Annotated in this window: 26 protein-coding genes; 20 read left to right on the top strand and 6 right to left on the bottom strand. The window is 32.4% G+C overall.

Features of this window, described 5'->3' with window-relative positions; all coding sequences use genetic code 11:
- Positions 1–6: 6 nt before the first annotated feature.
- Together U0D62_RS00875 and U0D62_RS00870 are read right to left on the bottom strand one after the other, a co-directional pair.
- On the bottom strand, positions 7–207 hold the full coding sequence (locus tag U0D62_RS00875; RefSeq protein WP_322193291.1) for a hypothetical protein: 201 nt from the start codon (positions 205–207) through the stop codon (positions 7–9).
- Positions 208–271: 64 nt separating this feature from the next.
- Positions 272–451: a hypothetical protein gene (locus tag U0D62_RS00870; protein WP_322193289.1), complete on the bottom strand. Its 180-nt coding sequence runs from the start codon at positions 449–451 to the stop codon at positions 272–274.
- Between the two features lie 722 nt (positions 452–1,173).
- Here U0D62_RS00870 and U0D62_RS00865 point away from each other — a divergent pair.
- On the top strand, positions 1,174–1,560 hold the full coding sequence (locus tag U0D62_RS00865) for a nucleoside triphosphate pyrophosphohydrolase family protein (protein ID WP_322193288.1): 387 nt from the start codon (positions 1,174–1,176) through the stop codon (positions 1,558–1,560).
- Between the two features lie 68 nt (positions 1,561–1,628).
- Here the strand turns inward: U0D62_RS00865 and U0D62_RS00860 are convergent, their stop codons facing one another.
- Positions 1,629–2,696, bottom strand: coding sequence for a branched-chain amino acid aminotransferase (locus U0D62_RS00860; protein ID WP_322193286.1), 1,068 nt, complete (start codon positions 2,694–2,696; stop codon positions 1,629–1,631).
- A gap of 183 nt (positions 2,697–2,879) precedes the next feature.
- On the opposite strand from U0D62_RS00860, the gene U0D62_RS00855 reads away from it, so the two are divergent.
- From U0D62_RS00855 to U0D62_RS00845, 3 genes are all read left to right on the top strand, one after another.
- A complete protein-coding gene (locus U0D62_RS00855) occupies positions 2,880–3,386 on the top strand; it encodes a DUF4920 domain-containing protein (protein ID WP_322193284.1) in 507 nt (168 codons plus the stop codon).
- Positions 3,386–4,078: a tRNA (5-methylaminomethyl-2-thiouridine)(34)-methyltransferase MnmC2 gene (mnmC2, locus tag U0D62_RS00850; protein ID WP_322193283.1), complete on the top strand. Its 693-nt coding sequence runs from the start codon at positions 3,386–3,388 to the stop codon at positions 4,076–4,078. Before U0D62_RS00855 ends, mnmC2 begins: the two co-directional genes overlap by 1 nt.
- A 124-nt stretch (positions 4,079–4,202) precedes the next feature.
- Positions 4,203–5,114 (top strand): TIGR01777 family oxidoreductase, encoded by a 912-nt coding sequence (locus U0D62_RS00845; protein WP_322193282.1) that lies wholly within the window; start codon positions 4,203–4,205, stop codon positions 5,112–5,114.
- 71 nt (positions 5,115–5,185) lie between these two features.
- Here U0D62_RS00845 and U0D62_RS00840 read toward each other — a convergent pair whose 3' ends face one another.
- Positions 5,186–5,857 (bottom strand): YceI family protein, encoded by a 672-nt coding sequence (locus U0D62_RS00840; RefSeq protein ID WP_322193281.1) that lies wholly within the window; start codon positions 5,855–5,857, stop codon positions 5,186–5,188.
- A gap of 166 nt (positions 5,858–6,023) precedes the next feature.
- On the opposite strand from U0D62_RS00840, the gene U0D62_RS00835 reads away from it, so the two are divergent.
- From U0D62_RS00835 to U0D62_RS00785, 11 genes are all read left to right on the top strand, one after another.
- A complete protein-coding gene (locus tag U0D62_RS00835; RefSeq protein ID WP_322193280.1) occupies positions 6,024–6,566 on the top strand; it encodes a nucleotide exchange factor GrpE in 543 nt (180 codons plus the stop codon).
- Positions 6,567–6,572: 6 nt separating this feature from the next.
- Positions 6,573–7,688, top strand: coding sequence for a molecular chaperone DnaJ (gene dnaJ / locus U0D62_RS00830; RefSeq protein ID WP_322193279.1), 1,116 nt, complete (start codon positions 6,573–6,575; stop codon positions 7,686–7,688).
- A 419-nt stretch (positions 7,689–8,107) separates the two neighbouring features.
- Positions 8,108–9,037, top strand: a complete 930-nt coding sequence (locus tag U0D62_RS00825; RefSeq protein WP_322193278.1) for an ABC transporter ATP-binding protein — start codon at positions 8,108–8,110, stop codon at positions 9,035–9,037.
- A complete protein-coding gene (locus U0D62_RS00820) occupies positions 9,030–10,328 on the top strand; it encodes an ABC transporter permease (protein ID WP_322193277.1) in 1,299 nt (432 codons plus the stop codon). Before U0D62_RS00825 ends, U0D62_RS00820 begins: the two co-directional genes overlap by 8 nt.
- Positions 10,329–10,332: 4 nt before the next feature.
- Positions 10,333–11,229 carry a mechanosensitive ion channel family protein gene (locus U0D62_RS00815; RefSeq protein ID WP_322193275.1) on the top strand — a complete coding sequence of 299 codons (897 nt, stop codon included), beginning with the start codon at positions 10,333–10,335 and terminating at the stop codon, positions 11,227–11,229.
- Positions 11,230–11,268: 39 nt separating this feature from the next.
- Positions 11,269–12,168, top strand: coding sequence for a DUF6268 family outer membrane beta-barrel protein (locus U0D62_RS00810; RefSeq protein ID WP_322193273.1), 900 nt, complete (start codon positions 11,269–11,271; stop codon positions 12,166–12,168).
- Entirely contained in the window at positions 12,168–13,331 is a 1,164-nt protein-coding gene (locus U0D62_RS00805) for a sigma-54-dependent transcriptional regulator (RefSeq protein WP_322193272.1), read from the top strand. The genes U0D62_RS00810 and U0D62_RS00805 overlap by 1 nt, the downstream gene beginning before the upstream one ends.
- 55 nt (positions 13,332–13,386) lie before the next feature.
- On the top strand, positions 13,387–13,911 hold the full coding sequence (locus U0D62_RS00800) for a hypothetical protein (RefSeq protein ID WP_322193271.1): 525 nt from the start codon (positions 13,387–13,389) through the stop codon (positions 13,909–13,911).
- A 21-nt stretch (positions 13,912–13,932) separates the two neighbouring features.
- Positions 13,933–14,448, top strand: a complete 516-nt coding sequence (locus tag U0D62_RS00795; protein WP_322193270.1) for a hypothetical protein — start codon at positions 13,933–13,935, stop codon at positions 14,446–14,448.
- Positions 14,449–14,515: 67 nt separating this feature from the next.
- Positions 14,516–15,394 (top strand): PPK2 family polyphosphate kinase, encoded by an 879-nt coding sequence (locus U0D62_RS00790; RefSeq protein ID WP_322193268.1) that lies wholly within the window; start codon positions 14,516–14,518, stop codon positions 15,392–15,394.
- 20 nt (positions 15,395–15,414) lie between these two features.
- Positions 15,415–16,803, top strand: a complete 1,389-nt coding sequence (locus U0D62_RS00785; protein ID WP_322193266.1) for a M20/M25/M40 family metallo-hydrolase — start codon at positions 15,415–15,417, stop codon at positions 16,801–16,803.
- Between the two features lie 54 nt (positions 16,804–16,857).
- On the opposite strand, the gene U0D62_RS00780 is transcribed toward U0D62_RS00785, so the two are convergent.
- Positions 16,858–17,223, bottom strand: a complete 366-nt coding sequence (locus U0D62_RS00780; protein ID WP_322193264.1) for a hypothetical protein — start codon at positions 17,221–17,223, stop codon at positions 16,858–16,860.
- Positions 17,224–17,321: 98 nt separating this feature from the next.
- Between U0D62_RS00780 and U0D62_RS00775 the strand changes: the two genes are divergently transcribed.
- From U0D62_RS00775 to U0D62_RS00755, 5 genes are all read left to right on the top strand, one after another.
- Positions 17,322–18,698: an MATE family efflux transporter gene (locus U0D62_RS00775; protein ID WP_322193263.1), complete on the top strand. Its 1,377-nt coding sequence runs from the start codon at positions 17,322–17,324 to the stop codon at positions 18,696–18,698.
- Between the two features lie 153 nt (positions 18,699–18,851).
- On the top strand, positions 18,852–19,949 hold the full coding sequence (locus U0D62_RS00770) for an OmpA family protein (protein ID WP_322193262.1): 1,098 nt from the start codon (positions 18,852–18,854) through the stop codon (positions 19,947–19,949).
- Between the two features lie 72 nt (positions 19,950–20,021).
- Complete coding sequence (locus tag U0D62_RS00765; RefSeq protein ID WP_322193261.1) at positions 20,022–20,249, top strand: hypothetical protein; 228 nt, start codon at positions 20,022–20,024, stop codon at positions 20,247–20,249.
- Positions 20,250–20,281: 32 nt separating this feature from the next.
- Entirely contained in the window at positions 20,282–20,848 is a 567-nt protein-coding gene (locus U0D62_RS00760) for a phosphatase PAP2 family protein (protein ID WP_322193259.1), read from the top strand.
- A 192-nt stretch (positions 20,849–21,040) separates the two neighbouring features.
- Positions 21,041–24,250, top strand: coding sequence for a VIT domain-containing protein (locus U0D62_RS00755; RefSeq protein WP_322193257.1), 3,210 nt, complete (start codon positions 21,041–21,043; stop codon positions 24,248–24,250).
- Here the strand turns inward: U0D62_RS00755 and U0D62_RS00750 are convergent.
- Positions 24,247–26,490, bottom strand: coding sequence for a transglycosylase domain-containing protein (locus U0D62_RS00750; protein ID WP_322193254.1), 2,244 nt, complete (start codon positions 26,488–26,490; stop codon positions 24,247–24,249). The genes U0D62_RS00755 and U0D62_RS00750 overlap by 4 nt on opposite strands.
- Positions 26,491–26,843 lie beyond the last annotated feature (353 nt).

Raw genomic sequence — 26,843 nt, 5'->3', positions numbered from 1 at the left:
ATTATGCTAACTTGGGCAGGTAGCTGCAAATGGGCAAGTCTCAAATGGAGAGCTTACATAGTCTAAACAAGTGCCATCAGGGCACCATTCACAACAAAAACGATATCCATTATCATTAATGGGTCTAAATCCGCTTCCTTGGATTGATTGTTGCTCGTTTTTACTCAATATATGAGCTCCTTCGAATTTTAAAATGCTTTTTAACATAACTTCTTTTTTTTAAAATTAAAATATGTGTGCAAAGCGAGCCTGAACCCGCTTTGTATTTGTTTTATAGGTGACAAGGACCACAAATTGGATCGCCACCAACATCATGTCCTATAACACATAATCTGGTACCTGGACATCTAAATTCTCCAAGACCAACAGGAATAAGTCCGCCTTGTACTGATTTTTGCTCGTTTTTATCTAGTTTTTGAACCCCTTCGAACTTTAAAATGTTTTGTAACATAATTGTAAAATTTTAAAAATTAGTTTTTGTGAACATTTATAGACACTCACAATTTGTGTCTATCCTTGCAAGAATATTTTTAAAAGAGTTTCTAATGATTATTAACTCTATCTTTTTTAACTCAATACTGATGCGTTTTTTACTTTTTTCAATAGATAAAATGATCCTGAAATACACATCATTATGTTGGTATTTTGTATGCAATAGCCTTAATACATAGTATAAGCTTGTAGTAAACACTTATATGTTCTAATAGAGGGGAATTCTTACCCTATGAAATACAAAAAAATAAAATTTTAATTATGAGAAAGACTTAAGAAGTTGGCTGTTATGTGTATACGGTTATGAGAAAATATTTTAAAAATGCCTTATAAAATCATTTTCTTCTATCAAAACAAGAGAGTCATAAGGAATAAGAGATTACGTACTTTTTGTGATACGAATCAAAAATGTAGTAAGTCAATTAAAAAATAGAGAGGGTATAATTTACTCTGGTCTTAAATACATCTTTAATGCAAAAAGCAATAGGACAAAGACAATAAAACCAATTAAAATAAATAGACTGCCTTTATAATATTTGCGATGTAAATTGATATCTTTTCTGTAGCTAAATATCATTAATATAATAAAAGCTACAACAAAACATCCTGCAAAGATTAACTGACCTGTACTAAACATAAATTGTTATTTTTACGGCAAAGATAATCTATAAATATATATTGATGAAGGATAAAATTGCTGCGGTACAAGAATTTCACACTGCTTTTGAAATAGGATATAAACAAGAACCTATTGCTAATTTAGGAGAGCCTAAAAATACACTTCGCTTTAACTTGATGAAAGAAGAGAATGAAGAGTATTTTGAAGCGGCTCAGAATAATGATTTAGTAGAAGTTGCAGATGCTTTGGGAGACATGTTATATATATTATGTGGAACTATAATAGAGCATGGGATGCAACATAAAATAGAAGAAGTCTTTAATGAGATTCAACGTAGTAATATGAGTAAGTTGGGAGAAGACGGAAAACCAATCTATCGAGAGGATGGAAAAGTTCTTAAAGGACCAAATTATTTTAAACCCAATATCAAAGAAATCTTAGATAAGTAGTTATAAAAAAACTCCGGAAAATAAAATTCCGGAGTTTTTTGTAATATAGTTTTATATTTTCTCTTGATTTATATTTGATATCTCCAACCAAAAGAATCTTCGGCTTTATTATATTGGATATCCATTAATGCTTTTTTAAAGTGATCTGCATAAGAGCTATCTTGTTTCTCTAATTCATAATGTTCACCTTTATATCCAAAAGCTTTTACAGGGCTTACTACAGCTGCAGTACCTGCACCAAAAATTTCTTTCAGGCTTCCGTCTTTTGCCGCTTCAACGATTTCATTCACTTTTACAGGTCGTACATCAACAGTAATTCCTTGTTTTTCTGCTAGTGCAATCAAACTTTTTCGTGTAACACCATCCAAAATTCTATCACTCACTGGAGCAGTTAACAAAGTGTCATTAATTCTAAAAAACACATTCATAGTACCAGCTTCTTCCATATACTCATGAGTATTAGAATCGGTCCATATTAATTGTTGGTACCCTTTTTCTTTTGCAAGCTTAGTTGGGTAAAATTGTCCAGCATAGTTACCAGCTGCTTTAGCATACCCAAAACCACCATTGGCAGAACGGCTATATCTTTCTTCTACTAATACGCTAACATCTCCGCTATAATATGATTGTGCAGGAGAGCATATGATTAAGAATCTATATTCGTCAGCTTCTGAGGCAGAAACACTAGGTTGTGTAGCGATAACAAAAGGACGTATATATAATGAATTTCCAAAACCAGGTTTGATCCATTCATCTTCTAGTTTTAGTAAAGTGTTCAATCCTTCAAAAAAATACTCTTCTGGAAAAGCAGGCATAGCCAAACGTTCTGCAGATTTATTAATACGATTGAAGTTTTCATCAGGTCTGAACAAAAAAGTATCTCCATTATCATCTTTATAGGCTTTCATTCCTTCAAAAACAGCCTGACCATAATGAAATACACGTGCAGATGGATCCATAGTTAATGGGCCATAAGGGATAATTTTAGGTGTTTGCCATTCACCATCAATATAATCACAGACAAACATATGGTCTGTAAAAATTTTTCCGAAGTTTAAATTTTCAAAATCTACTTGTCCAATTTTAGACTCCTGTACTTTGGTAATTTCAATTGTTTGCGGAACTGCATTTCTCATCCGTTAGTCATTTAAAGGTTGTGAAAGTTTATATACTTACAACAAGTGCATATTATTTATTCGGTCTGAAAACCAAAGAAATACTTACACCCATTGAAATCTGCCACAAAAATACCTTTTTCTGTTAAATTAAGAATTTTAAAAATGTTTAATTTTGTCAAATAATAACAATATTAATGTATTATGAAAAAAACCATACTTTTTTTAGCAGGATTGACATGTATATGGGCGTGTAACTCGGTGCAAAAAGACAAATCTGCTTTTTCAGTGGATGATATTAAAGCAGAAACGTATAATAATTTTGGAGAAAAGGTTTTATCTGATCAGATATACTATAAAGATGCAATTTCAGAAAAATATGACCAGCTTAAAGAAGGAGATACGGTTGATATAGCTTTTTCTAGTACTGTAAATGGCGTGTGTAAGGCTAAAGGGTGTTGGATGAAAGTGGGATTAGGAGATGAAAAGCAGGCAATGGTTAAATTTAAGAATTATGGTTTTTTTGTGCCAAAAGATATAGAAAATGATACTGTAATTGTTCAAGGTAAAGCTTTTGTAAGTGAAATGTCTGTGGATGAACAGCGTCATTTTGCGATGGATGCAGGAAAATCTGAAGAAGAAATAGCGGCAATTACTACTCCCAAAAAAACATATTCTTTTATTGCTGATGGCGTATTAATAAAAAACTAATGCAAGATCAGGAAAACCTAAAACGAGAGATTATTATTACGGCAGATGGTTCAACTACAATTCATCTGCCAGATTTAAATGAACAGTATCATTCTAAGCACGGTGCAATAAACGAAGCGCTGCATGTATTTATTAAAAATGGCCTACATCATATACTTACATCACGTGATTTTTCTTCTTTAGATATTCTTGAAATTGGATTTGGAACCGGTTTAAATGCTTTTATAACCTTGCTTGAAACTCAAAAAAATGAACAAAAGCTAAATTATATTGGTGTAGAGGCGTTTCCGGTAACATTGGATGAGATAAAACAAATGAAATATCCTGATGCACTTTCTGCAATTGAAAAAGAACATCTGTTTAATATGATGCATCAAACTGATTGGGAAAAATCAACAGAAATCACTCAAAAATTTAGACTTACCAAACGAAAGCAATTTTTTGCTGATATTGATGATAAAGATAATTTTGATTTAATTTATTTTGATGCTTTTGGAGCCAGAGTACAGCCTGACCTATGGACAGTACAGATTTTTGAAAAAATGTATGATGCACTAAGGTCAAATGGTGTTTTGGTTACATATTCAGCAAAAGGAAGTGTACGAAGAGCAATGCAAGAAGTTGGTTTTACTGTAGAGAGACTTCCTGGTCCACCAGGTAAACGAGAAATGCTTAGAGCAATAAAGCTGTAGTGTTGGGCTATTTTCTTCTCAATATTTTATAAAACAAAATATAGTTATAAACGATTGTTAAACCTATAATAAAGAAATAGGTTTTATTAAAGTGCGATAGTATTTTGCATTAAAATTATACGCAATGAAGGTTTTGATTACCGGTGCATCTGGCTTAATAGGTCAAGAAATAGTAAGGCTATGCCATCAATCTAATATTGATGTGAATTACCTTACAACAAACAAAGAAAAACTGTGTAATGAACCAAAGTATAAAGGTTTTTTTTGGGATCCAAAAAATGAAGAGATTGATATAGAGTGTTTTGAGAATGTTGAGGTGATTATTAATCTGGTAGGAGCTTCAATCGCAAAACGATGGACAGATACTTATAAAAAAGAAATAATTGAAAGTAGAACACTGACTGCTAAACTACTTTATAATTCTCTTAAAAATATAAAACACACAGTACGTCATATCATATCAGCTAGCGCTATTGGAATATATCCGGATTCTTTTCAGAATTATTATATGGAGGAATCACCAGAAAAAGATAAAGGGTTTTTAGGTGAAGTTGTTTCACAATGGGAAGATGCGGTTAATGAATTTAAAACATTGGATATCGAAGTTAGTTTACTTAGGATAGGTTTGGTATTATCAGAAAAAGGAGGAGCTTATCCAAAAATTGCAAAACCTATTCAATTTGGAATGGGAGCTGTGTTTGGAAACGGTAAACAATGGCAGAGTTGGATACATGTAAAGGATTTGGCAAGAATATTTTTATTTGTTCTGGAAGAAGAATTGACTGGCATTTTTAATGCAGTTGGTCCCAATCCTGTTTCTAATGAAAAATTGACTCATGCTATAGCAGAAAAATTAAATAAAAAGATAGTATTACCAGGTATTCCAAAACTTACTTTAAAATTATTGCTTGGAGAAATGCATGTATTGTTATTCTCTAGTCAACGTGTTTGTAGTAGTAGGATATCTGAAACCGGTTTTGAATTTGAATATGATAATATATCCGTGGCTTTAGATGCTTTAGTAGATAATAAATAATAAGAATAAAAAAACCGACACTCTTAATGGTATCGGTTTTTCTTTAATAATATAAAAAGCTGCAAGATATTCTAAGCTTTTTTAGCTTTCAAAGAAACTTTTAATTGAATATCATCTTTGATGAATTTTTCTCCGATATCTCCAAAAATAGATTTAGAAGCATAGTTTACACCCCATTGAGTTCTATCGATTGTAAAAGTTTCTGTACTTAGTGTCATAGTGTCTCCTTCAATACTAGTAGCAGCAGGAAATGAGATGTTCTTAGTAATACCTTTTATAGTTAGGTTTCCTTCGAGATATTTTTTTCCTTCTTTAGCGGTGATTCCTGTAATTTCAAACGAAGCTGTAGGGAATTTTGAAACATTAAAGAAATGATCTTCATTTTCTTTGCTAGCTCCTTTAAGATGTCCTTCTAGAGAAGCTTTTCCATCACCTTCAAGATCAGTTACTGCTATAGAAGACATGTTTATAGTAAATGTCCCGCTTTCTAATGCACCTTCTTTTGCAGTTAATGCACCTTTAGAAAGTTTTATAGTTCCTGTGTGATTTTCAAGAGGTTTAGAACCGATCCATTCAATAATACTAGCATTAGTATCTACTGTATAGGTAATAGCAGATACCGGAGCTTCTTTTACTGTTTCTGCGGTTGCTGCTTCAGTTTCATTCTTCTTTTCTCCTTTACAAGAAAAAAATATGGTAGCACTAGCAACCAGCATAGATGACATCAATAATTTGATTTTCATAAATAATAATAGTTTAATGGGTTTAATGAATTTCCAAAAATATTTTTTTACCCTTTAAAGACTCTTAAATATATACTAAAATAATCCTGTGACATTATGACATTAATTCAAAAATGGCAGTACTTTTGCTATTTGAAAAAAGAAACTTAGAAAAGGTATTAATTACATGAGTAAGAAAAATAAAAATACTGAAGATGTAAAGGATCAGGTAGAAGAAGTACTTGATACACCTGTTGAGGAAACAGAAGTTGAAGAAGTAGATGTTGAAACACAGCTTAAGGAAGAACTAGGGAAAGAAAAAGACAAGTTCTTAAGGCTTTTTGCAGAATTCGAAAATTATAAAAAAAGAACTTCAAAAGAAAGAATAGAGCTCTTTAAAACGGCAAGTCAAGATGTTATACAATCTATGTTGCCAGTATTGGATGATTTTGACCGTGCTTTAAAAGAAATAGAAAAGTCTGAGGATAAAGATCTTATTAAAGGCGTTGGGTTGATTCATAACAAATTAAGAGAAACACTTAAAGGTAAAGGATTAACAGAGGTAGAAGTTGGAGCTGGAGATACTTTTAATGCAGACGATCATGAGGCTATTACCCAAATCCCTGCACCGAGTGAAGATTTGAAAGGTAAAATCGTAGATGTTATAGAAAAAGGATATAAACTTGGAGAAAAAGTAATTCGTTTCCCAAAGGTAGTAACCGGACAATAAAATAGTATGAAGGAAGATTTTTACGACATATTAGGAGTAAGCAAAAATGCTACCGAGGCTGAAATTAAAAAAGCATATCGCAAGAAAGCGATAGAATTTCACCCAGATAAAAATCCGGGAGATAAAGCTGCAGAAGAAAAATTTAAGAAAGCAGCAGAAGCTTATGAAGTGTTGAGCGATTCTGATAAAAAGGCACGTTATGATCAGTTCGGCCACCAAGCATTTGAAGGCGGTGGTTTTGGCGGTGGCGGTGCCGGAATGAATATGGATGATATATTCAGTCAGTTCGGAGATATCTTCGGAGGTGGTTTTAGCGGTTTCGGAGGTTTTGGCGGAGGCGGTGGAAGACAACGTCGTGTTAAAGGTAGTAATCTGCGTATCCGTGTTAAACTTACACTCGAGGAAATTGCTAATGGTGTAGAAAAGAAGATCAAGGTAAAGCGTAAAGTGCAGGCGCCGGGTACAACTTATAAAACTTGTGGTACTTGTAACGGAAGTGGGCAAATGACTAGAATCACCAATACGATTTTAGGAAGAATGCAAACGTCGACTACCTGTTCTACTTGTGGAGGAGCAGGACAAGTTATTAATAATAGACCAGCTGATGCCGATTCTCAAGGATTAAAAGTTGAAGAAGAAACGGTAAGTATCAAAATTCCGGCAGGAGTAGAAGATGGTATGCAACTTAAAGTCTCTGGAAAAGGTAATGAAGCACCAGGAAATGGTGTGGCAGGAGATTTATTAGTTGCTATCGAAGAAATTGATCACGTAGATTTACAACGTGAAGGAAATAATTTACATTATGATCTTTACATTAGTTTCTCTGAAGCAGCTTTAGGAACATCAAGAGAAATTGATACGGTATCAGGAAAAGTAAGAATTAAGATAGAAGATGGTGTGCAGAGTGGAAAAATTCTTCGTTTAAGAGGTAAGGGAATCCCTAGTCTTAATGGATACGGTAAAGGAGATCTTTTAGTACATGTAAACGTTTGGACTCCTAAAAGTTTGAACAAGGAACAACGAGAATTTTTTGAAAAAATGGCCAAAGATGACCATTTCGCACCAAAACCAGATAGTGGTGATAAATCATTTTTTGAAAAAGTAAAAGATATGTTTTCTTAATAAATTTGAAAGGTTTATCAGATTGGTAATCATTTGATTTTATTAACTTTTGATTAGGAAAAATTCGTATATTTGAAACATCACTAGCGCATTTAGTGATAATTTTTCTTTTTCATAGCAATTTTTTTCCCATCCTTAATATTCGTATTTAGGGTGGGTTTTGTTTTTTTATAGCTTTAGGTTACGGGGATTATAAAAAAGTCTTTCTATTATATTTCATTAACAAAAAAGAACTTCTCTCAAAATATCTTCCTTCAAAATTTTAATGAATTAACAAGGAGAATTTTTCGCTATTTATGTTGTTGTAAAAACATAACTTATACTAATATCTATTAAAATCAGATTTGTTAATCTTATTATTAGCATAAGTTTTTAACTTTTCGTATCATTCGGGTTTCATACAAACTATAATTATAGCTATGACCAATCTCTTAGAGGTACAACAAGTCACAAAACGATTTGGAACCTTTACAGCACTACAGGATGTATCTATCCAGGTTCCCAAAGGAAGTATTTTTGGATTGTTAGGACCTAACGGTGCAGGTAAAACAACTTTAATTAGAATTATAAATCAAATTACTTTACCAGATGAAGGAAGTGTGCTTTTAGATAATCACCCTTTGCAACAACATCATATAAAAGATATTGGGTATCTACCCGAAGAGAGAGGACTGTATAAATCAATGAAAGTTGGTGAGCAGGCATTATACCTGGCACAATTAAAAGGATTAAGTAAAAAAGAAGCCAAAGAACGGCTTAAGTATTGGTTTGATAAATTTGAAATCACTCATTGGTGGGACAAAAAAATACAGGAACTTTCTAAAGGAATGGCACAGAAAGTACAATTCATAGTTACTGTATTACATAGACCAAAACTTTTAATATTTGATGAACCCTTTAGTGGTTTTGATCCTATAAATGCAAATGTGATTAAAGATGAAATTCTGCAATTACGTGATGAAGGTGCAACCGTTATTTTTTCAACACACCGTATGGAGAGTGTTGAAGAGCTTTGCGATCATATTGCATTAATAAATAAATCAGAAAAAATATTGGAAGGAAAAGTATCAGATATTAAAAGAAAATATAAATCTAATACCTTTGAAGTAGGTCTCCATACAGAAAATAATAATGGCTTGTTAGAGACTTTAAAAAATTCTTTTCAAGTAGCTCCAGCTGATTTTAAAACTATTGATGATCAGTTAAAGCTAAAAATTACCATAGATAACAATACTTCATCAAACGATTTATTAAAATATCTTTCTGATAAAGCTCAGATTTTACGATTTAATGAAGTAATCCCAAGTGTTAACGAAATATTCATTAAAACCATTACAGAAAATGAGTAACCTGAAGCTAATAATAAAAAGAGAATTTATAGCTCGTGTTCGCAATAGAACTTTTGTAGTGATGACATTTTTAAGCCCATTTATCTTTGTAGGGATGATATCATTGATTGCTTGGCTAGCTACACTAAACAATGATGAGGTCAGGAAAATAGCCTTTGTAGATGAATCAGGATTATTTTCTTCAGATCTCAAAGATTCAGATCATATAAAATATCTTGATTATACAAAACTTGATTTGAATGATGCAAAAGATTCGGTTGTCATTAAAAAAATGTATGGTTTATTATATATCCCTAAGAAAGAGTCTAATAAAGATTTGGCAGCATCCATCCAATTTTATGCAGATGAGTCTCCAAGCTTATCTGTACTTGGAGATATTGAGGATATCATAGCTGATAAATTAACAAATAGTAATTTTAAGGAAAAAGGCCTGGACCTTAGTGCAATTGAAAACTCCAAAGCCAATGTAAATATTCAGATTGAAAACTTCTCAGGAGAGAAAACCTCTAAGATGTCTAATTATATCAAAATGTTCTTTGGTGGTGTAGCTGGATATTTTTTGATGATGTTTATCATTATTTATGGTAATATGGTGATGCGTTCTGTTATAGAAGAAAAAACAAATCGTATTATTGAGATTATTATCTCTTCGGTTAAACCTATCCAGCTAATGATGGGTAAAATATTAGGTACTTCTTTTGCTGGAATTCTTCAGTTTTTGATTTGGGTGATATTAGGTGGTGTTTTGTTGGCCGTTGCGACCTCGGTATTTGGGGTAGATCCTCAACCGGTTGGAGTTGAAGGAGCTACGGCATTACAAGAAAGTAATTATGACGACATTCGACTGATACTTGAAGATATACAAAAGCTTCCCTTGTTAGCACTAGTGATTTCATTTTTGGTGTATTTTATAGGAGGATATTTTTTATATAGCTCTATTTATGCGGCAATTGGAGCAGCTGTCGATAGTGAGACTGATTCTCAGCAATTTATGTTGCCTATTATATTACCTTTGATGCTAGGAATATACGTAGGTTTTTTTGCTGTAATTGAAAACCCACATGGCACGGTTTCTACAATTTTTTCTATGATTCCGTTGACATCGCCAATTGTTATGTTAATGCGAATACCATTTGGAGTTGAGTGGTGGGAAGTAGCAATATCTATGATAATATTGTTTGCCAGCATTATTTTTATGATATGGTTTGCTAGTAAAATATATAGAATAGGAATATTGATGTATGGTAAAAAACCTACATATAAAGAATTGTTTAAATGGTTAAAATATTAAAGCCATGATTCAAGAAGAAATTACAGAACAAGTAAAAGAAGTTATCCAGGAAGATGTCTGGGGAACAATTGAAAAATTTCTGAATTATGAGATATTTCATTTTGGATCTGATGATCATCCTATAATCTTAACAGTAGGGCGTCTTTTATTTGTCATATTTATACTTTTAGTTACGTCAATAGTTTTAAGGTTTGTTAAAAAGATTTTTACAAGAAAATTACGTAGCGATGACAAGTTAAAATTTGAATCTGTTTTTTCATTTGCAAAGTACTTTGTCTACATTCTTGTTTTTATAGGAACCCTTGACGGAATGGGTTTTAATATTACAGCAATCTTTGCGGCCTCTGCTGCACTGCTGGTAGGTGTTGGTCTTGCTCTGCAAACTTTTATTCAAGATATCTTGTCTGGGATATTCATTTTCGTTGATCAAACGGTACACGTAGGCGATATCATTGAGCTAGATGGTAAAGTAGGACGTGTCGAAGAGATTAAGTTAAGAACTACTAGAGCGGTTACTATCGATAATAAAGTATTGATTATTCCTAATCATAAATACATGACATCCTCTCTGTATAATTGGACTCAGAATGGTTCAGTAACAAGAGAGTCTGTTACTGTAGGTGTAGCATATGGAAGCGATACCAAGTTGGTCAAAGACCTATTGGTTAAGGCAGCTTTATCTAATGAATATGTGTTAAAGAATCCTCCGCCATTAGTTTTGTTTACAGATTTTGGAGATAGTTCACTGGATTTTAAACTTGTATTTACAATTAATGATAGTTTTCAAGCCGTAGTTCCTAAAAGTGAAATACGATTCGAAATTGATCGTTTATTTAGAGAACATAAAATTAATATTCCTTTCCCTCAACGAGAAATTACTATCTTGAAACCTGGAGAATGAAATAAGTAAATAGGAAATGTTATACAATAGTCCCCAAATATGAATAAACAGAACCTAATTGTCCTATGTATTATGTTGGGTGTTTTTTGTACCGCAAAATCACAGGATACCACCCTTGGAAGAATAGAATATACATATTTACCTCAAGCTGATAGTAATAATGAATTTCAAAGGCTAAGGGTTTCAGGAAATTATCCTATTAAGATGGATGACAATGGTACCTACTTTGTTATAGGAGCTCAATATCGTTTTAATAACCTTAAAATAAATGATGATATAGGTATTGCTGAAACAGGTACTATAAATAATTTTCATACTGCAGGTCTTGAATTTGGGTATACTTTTAAAATGAAAAATGATTGGAGATTTGGTGCTAAACTGGGAGTTAGAATCTCTTCTGATTTTGAAGCTTCAGGAATAGATGGTGATGATTTTAGATACACGGGATCTATATTTTTTGTGAAGAGTAAAAATAAAAAACAAGAACCATTAAATTCTAGATGGATATTAGGATTACGATATACAACTCCGGCAAGTTTAAATTTTCCACTTCCGATAATTAACTATTTTGAGAGATTTCATGTTAATTGGTCTTATTCTTTAGGTACGCCAAAATCAAATATTAAATATTTCATTAATGAGAAAAATACCGTTCAAGCTTTTGTGAGTTTAGATCGTTTTTATGCTAATTTGCAGAAAAACAGAGCGTTTACGGATGAAAGTGGAGCGATGCAACAAGCAGAGAATATTTCTATGTTGAATATTGTATCTGCATTGGGGTATGAATATTATTTTACGGAACACATTTTGTTCTATGCATATACAGGATATACATTAAGTAACGAAATTCGTCTACGTAATAGAGACCAGGATAATGTACTTACGATCAATGATAAGAACACGTTCTATGTGCGTAGCGGTATAAAATTAAAAATATAATGGCAAAAATATTAGTAATAGAAGACGAAGCAGCAATCCGAAGAGTTTTAGTAAAAATTCTCTCTGAAGAAAGTGATAAATACAATGTTTTTGAAGCTGAAGACGGATTGTCTGGGATCGAAAATATCAAAGGCAATGATTATGATCTGATTTTGTGTGATATCAAAATGCCAAAAATGGATGGTGTAGAAGTTCTGGAAGCAGTTAAAAAAATTAAACCAGAAATTCCGATAGTAATGATTTCAGGACATGGAGATCTTGATACCGCAGTGAATACCATGAGGTTAGGAGCGTTTGATTATATTTCTAAACCACCAGATTTAAATAGATTGCTCAATACTGTGCGTAATGCTTTGGATCGTAAAGAACTGGTTGTTGAAAATAAAATGCTGAAGAAAAAAGTCTCTAAAAATTATGAAATGATTGGAGACTCCAAAGCACTTTCTGATATCAAAGATATGATAGAGAAAGTAGCAGCTACAGATGCAAGAGTACTTATTACTGGGCCTAATGGTACAGGAAAAGAATTGGTAGCACACTGGATTCATCAAAAGAGTGAACGATCAAAAGGACCAATGATTGAGGTTAATTGTGCTGCCATACCAGGAGAGTTGATAGAAAGCGAACTTTTTGGACATGTTAAAGGTGCTTTTACCTCTGCCAATAAAGATCGTGCAGGTAAATTTGAAGCAGCTAATGGGGGAACAATTTTTCTGGATGAGATCGGTGATATGAGCCTTTCTGCACAAGCTAAAGTATTACGAGCTCTGCAAGAAAACAAAATCCAGCGCGTAGGTAGTGATAAAGATATCAAAGTAAATGTTCGGGTATTAGCTGCAACCAATAAAAATCTTAAAAAAGAAATTGCTGATAATAAATTTAGAGAAGATTTATATCACAGATTGGCAGTGATACTAATAAAAGTTCCAGCATTAAATGAAAGAAGAGATGACATTCCTTTATTAGTAGATTATTTTGCTAAAAAAATATCTGGAGAACAAGGATCACCGGTTAAAACATTTTCTGATAAAGCTATTAAGCAATTACAACAATATGATTGGACAGGAAACATCCGTGAACTTCGAAATGTTGTAGAACGTCTTATTATTTTAGGAGGAAAAGAAATTAGTGAAGAAGATGTAAAACTATTTGCTTCAAAATAAATTCAAAACTATAAGTTAAAAAATATTTGACCCATAGCTTTTAAATGCCCCAATGATGATGAAGAGATTTTTGTTTTTGATATTAGCACTATGTATTGCTGCTCCAGTTTTTGCACAATATGAAGTGAGCGCTGTAAACTATGGATTGGTAGCGATAAAAAACTTTGGTTTTCAAAACGAAATAGGATTAGGAGGTCGAATAGAATACGCTCCCAATTGCTATACTACGTATATGGGAGAATATAATCGATTGTTTTCTGTTGGTGCAGATGAAAGTGTAGAAGGATATAATGAATTGGCTCTAGGAGTTAATTTAATTTTATTTAATTGGTATCCTACTACTATTACCGGAGGTATGGGATATATAGGCAACGACTCAAGTATTTTTGAAAGTATTGAGGATGAAGCTTTTTTGGGGTTTAGAACAGGTGATTTTAATCACGGAGCTCAGATCAAAATAAGAGCGTTGCATCAAATCTCTACACCAGTACATATTTTTGCAGAATTCAATCTTAAAAGTTTGGGACGCAGATATGATACATTTCTTATTGGATTTAGTTATGATTTTGAAGCTCGATAGTAGGAATTGAATATTGATGATATGAAGAAATTCTTAACTCTAATTGTTTTTTTAACCGCATTACAAGTTTATTCGCAATACGAAAGAGGAAGTGTTGATTTTGGTCTTGGAGCAATTATTAGTGTAGGACTGCAAGAAGAAGCAGGTTTTGATATTAGAGGGCAATATACTTCTGCAGATCAGATCACAACTTATATAGCAGAGTATAACCGATATTTTATTAAAGAATTTGAAAATACCGAAGTATATAATGAGTTGATAGTAACATATAATGTAAGGTTACTTCATTGGGAAGTTATAAGTATTACAGGAGGTATTGGATATGTAGGCAATGATTATGTAGTTTTAAACAGAGCAGAAGATACTTCTAATCTATTCTTTACTACCGGAAGCTTTAATCACGGAGCCGAATTAAAATTTAGAGGACTCTACAATATTACTACACCCATCCATGTTTTTGTTGAGTTAAATCTTAAAAGTTTTGGTAGACGATACGATACGTTTGCCTTTGGACTTACCTATTCTTTGGGTATATAGCATCAATTATTTTTTTCCTGAGAAGTGAAAACTTTAGTATCTTTCGTGATATAACACAAATTGGATTATGAATAGATTTACTCATGAGGACTTTAAAGCTTCTAAATCAGTAGAGTTAGCTAAAATTCCAACGGTTTATGACCTTGGAGTTAGCGAGAAAAAAGTAGAAAAAGAACTCGAAGAGGTCCGAGAAGAGCTGGGTAAATTGCAGGATACACTTTATGCACATGGCAAATACGCTGTGCTAATATGTATTCAAGGCATGGATACCGCTGGTAAAGACAGTATGATTCGAGAAGTTTTTAAAGATTTTAATACTCGCGGAATTGTAGTACATAGTTTTAAAGTGCCAACGGAGCTGGAGTTAGGACATGACTATCTATGGAGACATTATATTGCATTGCCACGACGGGGTAAATTTTCAGTCTTTAATCGAACACATTATGAAAATGTATTGGTGACACGTGTACATCCAGAATATATTATGGGTGAAAACCATCCTCACATTCATTCTGTAGAAGATATAAACGATGAGTTCTGGGATCAAAGATTCGAGCAAATCAGAAACTTTGAAAAACATATTGCAGAAAATGGTACGTTGATATACAAGTTTTATTTGCACTTATCTAAAGAAGAACAGAAAAACCGATTACTTCGTAGGCTAGAGAAAAAAGAAAAAAACTGGAAGTTTTCTGCCGGAGATTTAAAAGAACGTAAGTTATGGGATCAATATCAAGAATGTTATGAAGATGCCATTTGTAAAACATCTTTGCCACACGCACCTTGGTATATTATACCAGCAGATGATAAGCCAACAGCGCGATATATTGTGGCCAGAACTTTGTATGATACTTTAAAAGAGTATGATGATATAAAAGAACCCGAATTAGATAATAAAACCAAAGCCAATTTAGATTTGTATAAAGAACAGTTGGAAAACGAATAAAATTTAGCTTAAAAAAACAAATGAAAAAAATACTCTTACTCTTATTAGTTCTTTTCTCGATAAAGAACTATGCGCAATCCAATGCTGCAAAAGAAGATTCGACACTTATTAAAAAATTCTATGATACAGCTTTGTTAGAAGGAAAAAGCTATCAATGGTTGGATTATCTATCCAATCAAATAGGAGCACGCCTTTCTGGATCAATTAATGCGCAAAAAGCTGTAGAATGGGGAGAAAAAGAACTCAAAGAACTTGGGATAGATAAAGTTTGGTTGCAACCGGTTATGGTACCAAAATGGACCAGAGGAGTGACAGAGTTTGCATATATAGAAACAGAACCAGGTAAAACTACTAATGTTCCTATTTGTGCATTAGGTGGATCTGTGCCTACACCAATTGGTGGGATTAAGGCTCCAATTATTGAAGTTCAAGGTATTGAGGATCTTAGAGAATTAGGTAGCGATAAGATAGAAGGAAAGATCGTGTTCTTCAATCGCCCTATGCAAGCGGATCTAATAAATACATTTCAGGCTTATGGAGGATGTGTTGATCAACGATATTCTGGAGCTGCAGAAGCAGCAAAATTTGGTGCAGTTGGAGTAATAGTTCGTTCAATGAACCTAAGACTTGATGATTTTCCGCATACAGGAGCGATGAGTTATGGAAACCTAACAAATGCAGAAAAGATTCCGGCAGCTGCAATCAGTACTAATGGAGCAGATCTTTTAAGCTCAATGCTTAAGCTTAATGCTAATATCAAGTTTCACGTTAATATGAACTGTCGTACCTGGAAAGATGTTCAATCTTTTAATGTAATTGGTCAAATAACAGGAAGCCAATATCCAAATGAATATATGGTAGTAGGAGGACATTTGGATTCATGGGATTTGGGAGATGGTTCTCATGATGATGGTGCAGGAATAGTGCAATCTATGGAAGTGTTGAGGTTATTTAAAGAAGCAGGATATAAACCCAAAAGATCGATCCGTGTTGTGATGTTTATGAATGAAGAAAATGGATTACGAGGAGGTAAAAAATATGCCGCTGTAGCAAAAAATAAAAATGAGAATCATGTATTTGCTTTAGAAAGCGATTCAGGAGGTTTTACACCTAGAGGATTTACATTTGATTGTAATGATGCTAATTTTAAACAAGTTGAAAGCTGGAAACCTCTTTTTGAACCATATCTTATTCATTATTTTGCCAAAGGAGGTAGTGGAGCAGATATAGGACCGTTAAAAGATGAAAAAATTGTACTTGCAGGTTTAAGACCTGACTCTCAACGTTATTTTGATTATCATCATGCAAAGAATGATACCTTTGATGCTGTTAATAAAAGAGAACTCGAATTAGGAGCTGCAACAATGACTAGTTTGATGTATCTTTTTGATAAGTATGGTGTAAAATAAAATTAAGTTTATTACTCTGGAGATTCTGGTTTTGAATCGTGAAATAAACTTTTTTTAACAATCAAAATTGCCATTACAAGCAATAGCCATATAAAGAATAGTAGCAATTCCTATGATGATATTTAAAATAGGCAAGCTTGCAAAAAGTACTGCAATGAGGTTTTTTCTTTTTGTAAATAAAAACCAGCCTAAAGCAATGCCAATTACAGTCAATATGGGATAGGCTATTATGCTTATTACAAGAATTATTGTAGGGATACTATTTTCTGATCCGGGACTATCAAACATCATTGGCGACATCATAATCATTGGAAGAGAAGGAAATATTAATATTCCAAAAAGGACACTTGTCACAATCAGGTATATTCTGGTATAATTACGATTCTTAATTTCCTTTTCAGATATTTCGATTTTGGGCATATTTTTGGTTTAAGAAGGTAATAGATAACGTTAAATATACGATAAGAATATTTTACTTTGCATCGGTTCTAATACCTTTGCCAGTTCAAAAACACAGAATGCTGTATCAATACTCTAAAGAATTTCGGTATAATTTAAGACTAGCTGCGCCGGTAATGCTGGGAATGTTAGGTCATACCTTCGTGGGATTGATCGATAACATTATGGTAGGACAGTTAGGAACAGCAGAACTCGCTGCGGTATCCTTAGGTAATAGTTTTATGTTTATAGCGATGTCTTTAGGCATTGGGTTTTCTACAGCAATTACACCATTAGTGGCAGAAGCAGATGGAGAAAATAATTTTAAAAATGGTAAATCTGCATTCAAACATGGATTGTTCTTATGTACCACTTTAGGAATAGTTTTATTTCTAATCATTCTATTAGCAAAGCCATTAATGTATATGATGAAACAACCAGTTGAGGTGGTAGAATTGGCTATGCCTTACTTAAATCTGGTGGCAGTTTCATTAATCCCATTAGTTGTTTTTCAGGCGTTTAAACAGTTTTCTGACGGCTTGTCAATGACTAAATATCCTATGTATGCTACTTTGATTGCTAATGTGGTCAATGTAGTACTAAATTACTTATTGATTTTCGGAAAATTTGGCTTTCCTCAAATGGGCATTGTAGGTGCAGCGGTAGGAACCTTGGCTTCAAGGTTTGTGATGGTAGCTTTTTTATGGATTTTCCTCCGTAATAAGGAGAAGTCTAAGCTGTTCGTAACTAATATTAAGATTTTTACTTTAGAAAATAAAATGCTGAAAAAGATTGTAGCATTAGGATTTCCTTCTTCACTACAGATGTTTTTTGAAGTAGCTATTTTTACAGCAGCAATATGGTTATCTGGTATTCTAGGAAAAAACCCTCAAGCTTCTAATCAGATAGCCCTTAATCTGGCGTCTATGACTTTTATGGTAGCTATGGGATTAAGTGTAGCTGCAATGGTAAGGGTAGGAAATCAAAAAGGATTACAACAATTTAAAGAACTTAGGAGAATTGCTATATCTATCTTTTTACTCACTTTTTTAATAGAATCTGTCTTTGCAATATTTTTTATCCTTTGTAATGAATTTCTTCCTGAGATATATCTGGATGTAAAAGATGTAGAAAACTTAGTGGATAATACTGAGGTAATAACCATTGCAGCAAAACTCTTAGTAATTGCTGCATTGTTTCAGATTTCTGATGGTATACAAGTAACGGTTTTAGGAGCATTAAGAGGTTTGCAAGATGTAAAAATACCTACATTGATTACATTTATAGCTTATTGGGTAGTAGGATTCCCGATTAGTTATTATCTCGGATTGCATACAAAATATGAAAGCTCTGGTATCTGGATCGGTTTGTTGGCAGGATTAACTACGTCAGCAATATTGTTGTACATCAGATTTCATTATCTCACTAATGATCTGATTCATAAAAAGAATTCATAAGGATATTAAAGAAACATATTTTATTACCGCAACTATAATATTTTTGTATTTATTTCGTTCGTCTTGAATACTTTTTTAAGACTGGTATCGTTTTTGGTATATTATGAAATAATTAACTATATTTCGTCGTAAGACTAACACAAAATAAAAGAAATGAACAACCCAAATCCCAAATTTTATTTCCTACTTATTGTCATTTTTAGCCTTAGTATCAACCATAAAAGTTTAGGACAAAACTTACTGCATACTACTAATGAGAATATAGTACCTAACCCAAGTTTTGAAAGAACGAATCCGGCTATTAAAAAGCTGAATCATGCGATGAGAAATTTTGGAATTATTGCTGATTGGAAACCTTTGGTTAATTCACCAGATGCGCATCATCCTTATGTGCAAGAAGTTGATTTTAACCATAAATCTCCCAGATTTTTAAGTCAATTTGGGTCGCAACAATCCAGAACAGGTGAGGGTAAAGTAGGGATGTACATTGCAGGAGGTGCCTATAAAGAAGGGATTATTGCCAAATTAAATAGAAATTTGTCTCCAGGTAAATATTATTATTTTCAGATGTATGCTTCTCCGGGAGAAGGGGTTTCAAAATCCTGTACATCTTCGATAGGAGCATATTTTAGTGCCAGAATTCCTAAAATAACACCTACTACAAAACTAAGGTTGCATGTGAAATCATCTGAGTTGATTTGTGATACTCAGGTATGGACCAAAGTATGCGGAATCTATAAAGCTAGCGGGAAAGAAAAATATATCTCTTTAGGATATTTTGGAGATAGTCCTAATGGAAAATCATTACGTGGTTCAGGAGCTTTTAGTGAAGCATATTATTATATGGATGATGTACTCCTTATAGAAATGCAAGACCCTAAGGGAATAGATGTTAATGCTATTTGCGGGATGGTCCTGGATTTTTCTGATATAGAGTTTTTAGAAGGTGAAAGTGAAGCTTATGAAGAAATTAAAAAAGCATTAGATTCTTATATCCAGTATGTAAAAATTTTCAAGGTTAATAAAATTCAAATCACCGGTCATTCAGATGATGCAGGAACCTCTTTTGAAAATGAAATTATGTCAGCGGTTAGAGCTAGTAATGTTAAAGCTTATATGATAGAAAAAGGAGTGGATGAAAATTTGATTGAAGTAATTTTTGCAGGAGACACGCAACCTGTTGTTACTGATGAATCATCATCTAATCTTGATATTACTTCAAACAATAGAGTTTCTATTAATATAGAATAACAACATTTGAAATTTACAATTTCTCAATAAAAACTTGTTACCTTTGAGGCTTTGTAATAACAAATACATATTATGAGTTTCCCAAAATTCTTACTAGGGGATAATACAGATTATCCTGATGCTATTTTTGTAATTCATACAGAATTCCCCAGATTTATTATAAACCTGGAGAATGATGAAGTAGAATGGTTAGAAGAGTTTGATAAGAGTGATGAGAAAGAGTTGCAGGATGAGGCTGGAAATTTGTTTCAGGCTGCAAATGATTTCTATGATCGTGAGATCGAACGTTATGATGAATAAAAAAGATCAAACCTGTCAAAGTAGTAGTATTCATGGAAGAACTCGTACAATTAGATAAAGAAATATTTATATACCTAAATAATTTAGGAACACCTGCTTGGGATGGTTTTTGGCTCTTTATGACCGAAAAATTATATCAAATACCCTTGTATGTGTTATTGTTGTTCTTTTTTTATAAATACTTTGGGATAAGAGGAACAATTATTACTCTATTGGTGGTAGCTGCATTGATAGCGGCATCTGATCAACTTTCAAATTTGTTTAAGAATGTACTTTTTATGAGGCCTCGACCTTGCAGAGCCGATGGAGTAGCAGAATTTACTCGTTTCATTGCAGAACGATGTGGGCGACACGGTTATTTCTCAGCACATGCTGCAAGCTCCATGGCATTGGCATTTTTTACAGGATTAGCACTACAAAAACGCCTAAAATATATCTTTCCTTTTATGGTAGCTTGGTCAGTAGTAGTAAGCTATAGTAGAATATATGTAGGAGTTCATTATCCTGGTGATATTATAACTGGTATGGCGATCGGTATTTTTTTAGGTCTAGGAGCTTACAAACTACATACTTTTTTGGTAAAGAAATATGGGGGATAATTCATAAAGAGATAATTCTTTTTATGATGATTTAGAACATACGTTACCTTAATTAACGTGCCTTTTTTACTACATCAGATTTTGCATACCAAGGATTTTTCATAAGTGTTATAGATTAGATTAATGGCATAGAACTTGATTCTACAACAAGACACTATCCATTCCATCTAACGTTAAAACTATGATTAATTTATGAAAAATCTCTATTCTTTCATCGTAACCACATTGTACTTTTTTGCCGCTTTTTCACAGGACGCTCCTGTACTTAATGTAAGCAATAAACCTTTAGGGCTATCTTCTTTAGATATTAAAGTTGAAGTGATTGGAAATATCGCTACGACAACATATGATATGCTGTTTTATAATCCCACAGATGCTATTTTGGAGGGGGAGCTGTCATTTCCATTAGGAGAAGGGCAAAATGTTTCTAGGTTCGCATTGGATGTTAATGGAAAACTTAGAGAAGCAGTAGTAGTAGAAAAAGAGCTAGGAAGAATAGCTTTTGAAGCTGTTGTAAGAAGAAGAGTAGATCCTGCTTTATTAGAAAAAGGAACAGGAAACAACTATAAAGCAAGAATTTATCCAATTCCGTCAAAAGGTCATAAAAGAGTAGTGTTAGCTTATGAGCAAGAATTGTCTTTTGATGATGGAGCACATTATTACAACTTACCGCTACAATTTAAAAACAGATTAGAAAACTTTACTTTAGAAATATCAGTTTTTGATCAAAAAATTAAACCACTTGTAGAGAAAGGAAAAATATCAGGACTGGATTTTGATGACTGGAAGAGAAACTATACCACAAAAGTTTCTAAAAAAGATTATACCCCCAATAAGAGTATCTCTGTTAAAATACCACTCGCTTTGGATTCTCAGAAATTAGTAATGTCAGAGGATTATTTTTATGTATACAAGAATATAATACCAGGAAAGAGATTAAGAGAAAAACCAGATAAGATTATCCTTTACTGGGATACATCACTTTCTATGAAAGATAGAGATATAGAAAAAGAAATTAAGTTTTTGGATGAGTGTTTTTCATATTTTAAAAATGTAGAAGTACAATTAATAACGTTTAGTAATATAAGATTATCGAATACTGTTTTTAATATTAAAGAATCTAATTGGGATCAATTAAAAGAAACAATAAAACAAACTGTTTATGATGGAGGAACTTCTTATAATGGGATATTTAAAGAAATCAATGATTCAGATATAGCAATGTTATTTTCTGATGGGATAGTGAGTTTAAGTGAATTTGATGTAAAGTCTAAAAACCCATTTTTTGTTGTAAATAGTTTAGTTAAGGCCAATCATGCAACTTTAAAAAATAGTACTGAAGTTAATAATGGAAGATATGTTAATCTTAAAACGAACTCTATAAAAGAAGCTCTTGAAAGTGTGCAATATGAATCATTTAAATTTCTTGGATATGAATCCTCGTCAAAAGATATAGAGATATACCCTTTTTCAGCGACTACAATATCTCACGATTTTTCTATTGCTGGTAAAAACTTTAAAAAAGGAGAAAACATAAAATTAAACTTTGGATATAAAGATGAAATTACCAAAAGTGTTATTATCAACCTGGATAATAAACTTGATTCAGATTTAAATATCAAAAGAATATGGGGGCAGAAAAAATTAGATCATCTGGAGAAAAATATTGAAGGGAATAAGGATGAAATTACTGTATTGGGTAAGGAGTATAGTTTGATTACAGAATATACCTCTTTGATCGTTTTGGAAAATGTAATGGATTATGTCAGGTACCAGATAACTCCACCAGATGAACTCTTAGAAGAATATAACCGAATTCTAGCTTCTAAAAATAAAAAGGAACAGGAAATAGTATGGTCATTACAAGAGTCCTCAGAGAATGAAGAAAGAATGATCACTCAGGATTTTGAAATAGTAGAGGATGAAACAATCGCAGAAGAACCTGCACTATTAAGATCTCCTGAACCTGTATTAGAAGAAATTGTAGAGGTAGAGGAAGTAGAAGCTGTAGAAGATATAGAGATGGATGATGAAGATACTTCGCTGGTTTCTTTTGCTGTGATCGAACAGATTCCTGTATTTCCAGGATGTGAACCTTACACCACAGAAGATGAAAGGAAAAATTGCTTTTCTCAAAATATACGAAGTATAGTGAGTAGGAACTTTAATACTCAAATAGGAACAGATCTAGGACTGCCTTTGGGGGTTCAAAGAATATATGCAATGTTTACAATAGATAGAAAGGGTAAAGTAAATAATATATTAGTTAGAGCTCCTCATCCAAAACTCGAAAAAGAAGTTATAAGAGTATTAAAAAAGATTCCAGGTATGATTCCAGGTAAACAACGAGGAAGACCAGTTGAGGTACGATATGCTTTACCTATCGTTTTTAACATTGATGATTCAGGAAAGTTTTCTACACCAATTGTAACTGTTTCTTCTTATGATCCGTCAAATCCACCGTTTAAAAAATATTCTGGAGATCTTACTTTAAAAGATAGACCCGTTGATGCTGAATACATATCTGAACTAAAGAAAGCAAAAACATTGCAAGAAGCATATCAATTATATTTAAAACAACGCTCTAATTACAAGGAGGTTCCAGCTTATTTTGTTGATGTTTCTAATTATTTTAAGAATACGTATAATGATATTTTATACTCATCAAGAATTTTATCTAACATACCAGAAATAGATTTTGATAATTATGAATTGTTAAAAGTATATGGGTATCAATTACAGGTTAATGAGCAATATGGATTAGCTTCCTTTATCTTTAAGCGAATACTTGATATAAGATCAGAAGATTCCCAATCATATAGAGATTTAGCTTTGGCTTATAAAAATGAAGGAAAATGTCAGGAAGCATTAGATCTGTTGAATAGTATTGTAACAGGAGAAATTTATAAAAACTCTGAAAGACGTGTTTTTAAAGGAATAGCTGATATTGCTAAAAATGAAATTAAAAGCCTGATTAAAGAATATAAGAATGATTTGAATCTTAGTGATGTTGATAAAGAACTTTTGGAACCAGTGGATTTTGATATTAGAATAACCACCGATTGGAATCATAATGATACAGATATAGATTTACATATTATTGATCCTAATCTTGAGGAGTGTTATTATAAACATAGTAAAACAAGTATTGGAGGTAAAATCTCTCAGGATATGACCCAAGGTTTCGGTCCAGAAGAGTTTACATTAAGAAATGCCAAAAAAGGAGCATATTATGTAAAGGTAAAGTATTATGGAGATAGATATCAAAAAGTAGAAAGTCCTACGTTTATGAAGGTTACTATTTTTAAAAAATATGGAACAAAAAAAGTGATAAAAGAAACAAAAATTATAAGATTAACTAAACAAGATGATGAAGAAATCGTAGCAATGGTAAGATTTTAAGTGTTGTCGCTAAATTTTCTTTTCTTTTTCTTTTTTCCGAAAAGTCGTTTCAGAAAATTATCTCGTTTTTGAGGTTTACAGTTTAAATCCTGCAGTACTTCTGTAGAGGGAGAGGCAAATTTACTTTTAGTAATAGTATCAAAATCACTATTTTGATTCATCTTCTGGTACCATTTAGCAAAAATTGGTAGAGCAGTATTGGCTCCTTGTCCTAAAGCTGTAGTTTTAAACCCCATATTATAATTATCATTGCCTACCCAGGTTACGGTTATCAGTTCTGGAGTGATCCCTACAAACCACCCATCTTTATTATCTTGAGTAGTTCCGGTTTTGCCAGCAATATCATTTTGTAACTTATACGTAGTTCTTAAGCGAGCTGCTGTACCTTGATTTACTGTAGATTTCATCATTTCTAATAAGACTTGTCTTGTATATTCGCTATAAGCGGTACTATCAGAAATTCTAGGCTCAAAGGAGGCAATCAGATTACCTTTTTGATCTTCGATTTTGGTGATAAAATAAGGTTTTACACTTCGACCATTATTTATATAACTAGCATAAGCACCTGCCAATTCTTTTAGTTTAATAGCATCTGTTCCTAACGCCATAGCCGGTTTTTCTGAAAGAGGCGCAGTAATTCCTAATTTTCTTACTTGTTGAATGACATTTGGGATTCCAACTTCATTCAGTACTTTAACTGCAATGGTGTTTACAGAAGTACTTAGTGCTTTTTCTAAAGTATAATTGAGGTACGGATCTTCTTTTTCTGAAGCATTTTTAGGAGTCCAGTTATCTAGATTGGTATAGGTAACTTCTTTTGTAGAAAAATAAGTACATGGTTTTAAACCATTTTCAACAGCAGCAGTATATACAAAAGGTTTAAAAGTAGATCCTACCTGTCTCTCACTTTGAGAAACGTGGTCATATTTAAAATAACGATAATCAATTCCACCTAAATACGTTTGTACAGCACCGGTAGAAGGTTCTATAGCGATCATTCCGGCATTTAAAAATTTCATATAATGCTGTAAACTATCTAAAGAAGATATTTTTTTAGTAATATTTTTTTTCCACTCAAATAGTTCGATCTCCTTTTTTTTAGAAAGAGAATCAATTATTTGGCTTTCAGTAAGCCCTTGTTTTTTATAAGAATTATAGATTTCTAATTTTTTTATTGTGTTAGCTAAAAAAGCTTTGTTTTTCCAGGGAGGATTATTTCCATATGACTTTTCATACACATTTTGTAATATTTGCATATGTTCTTTCATGGCTTCCTCTGCCAATAATTGCATTTTAGAATCAAGTGTAGTATAAACAATCAAACCATCATTGTAAAGATCATAATCGCTTTTGTCTGATTTTTTATGTTTTTTTAAAATTTTAAAAAGCTCCTTCTTCACCATTTCTCTGAAATAAGGAGCTAAACCCAAATCGTGATTAAAATACTGATATTTTAATTGTATTGGTTCTCCCATGGTTTTATCAGCAAGATTAGAGCTGATATACTTTGATTTTACCATTTGTTGCAGTACAACATCCCTGCGTAACTGACTTCTCTCGGGAAAAAGCCTGGGATTATAGCTATGATTAGCCTTTAAAGAACCAATTAATGTAGCTGCTTCTGATAAATTAAGTTGATTTGTAGGCTTGCTAAAAAATTTTTGAGCGGCACTCTCAATACCGTAAGTATTGTCAGGAAAAGGAACGGTGTTAAAATACAGCGTTAAGATTTCTTGTTTAGAATAGATTTCTTCAATTCGTTTGGCTACAAAAGACTCTTTTAATTTGTTAACGGGTATACTAAAAGCTCCGTAATCTTTTCTCCCATATAGATTTTTGGCTAATTGTAAAGTAATAGTACTTCCTCCACCAGATGATCTATCACCAAGTAAAATGGTTTTAAAAAATACTCGTAGAAGACTTTTATTATCGACTCCGTTATGTTCATAAAACCTCATGTCTTCTGTTGCAATTAAGGCATCTATTAAGTGTTGAGGTAGATCTCGATAAACAATAGGTTGTCGATCATATATATAATATTTACCAATTAAATGGCCGTTTTTATCTAATACCTGAGTCGCTTCAGCTTGTTTTAATGAACCTAATTCTTCTTTGGTTGGCAGTGCACCCCAAAAACCAAAATATATACTACTGTATAAACCTATAAAAAGTAAAAAGCATAGACCAAGAATAATCAGAAAGCCTTTAACCCATTTTTTTTGTAAAATATTCTTTATCATAATATCGACATAGATAACGTCAAAAACCAGATATTATTTGCTTTAGATGAAATGAGCTTTTTTTTCAAAACTCATTAAAAAAACGATGAATAATATATCACACACGCTGTAATTAATGACCTGTTTTAAAACTTTAGAAATATGAAAACTAAAAACCAAAAACATTGATTATCAACGTGTTAATTAGATTTAAAAAATAATCTAATTTTTAAAAAGTTATAATCAAATTTCGGTTTTTTTATTTTAAATTGTAGTAATGTAACTAGAACACTTTATGTTGTATAAAAATTGACTTGGGTGAGTTAAAAATATCAACCCAGAATGTATTGTATCATCTTTAATATTTGCCCTTG

This window comes from Aquimarina callyspongiae (assembly GCF_034322225.1).
Taxonomy (GTDB): domain Bacteria; phylum Bacteroidota; class Bacteroidia; order Flavobacteriales; family Flavobacteriaceae; genus Aquimarina.
Note: the sequence above shows the minus strand (reverse complement) of the source record. Positions and strands in the feature narration are given on the sequence as shown.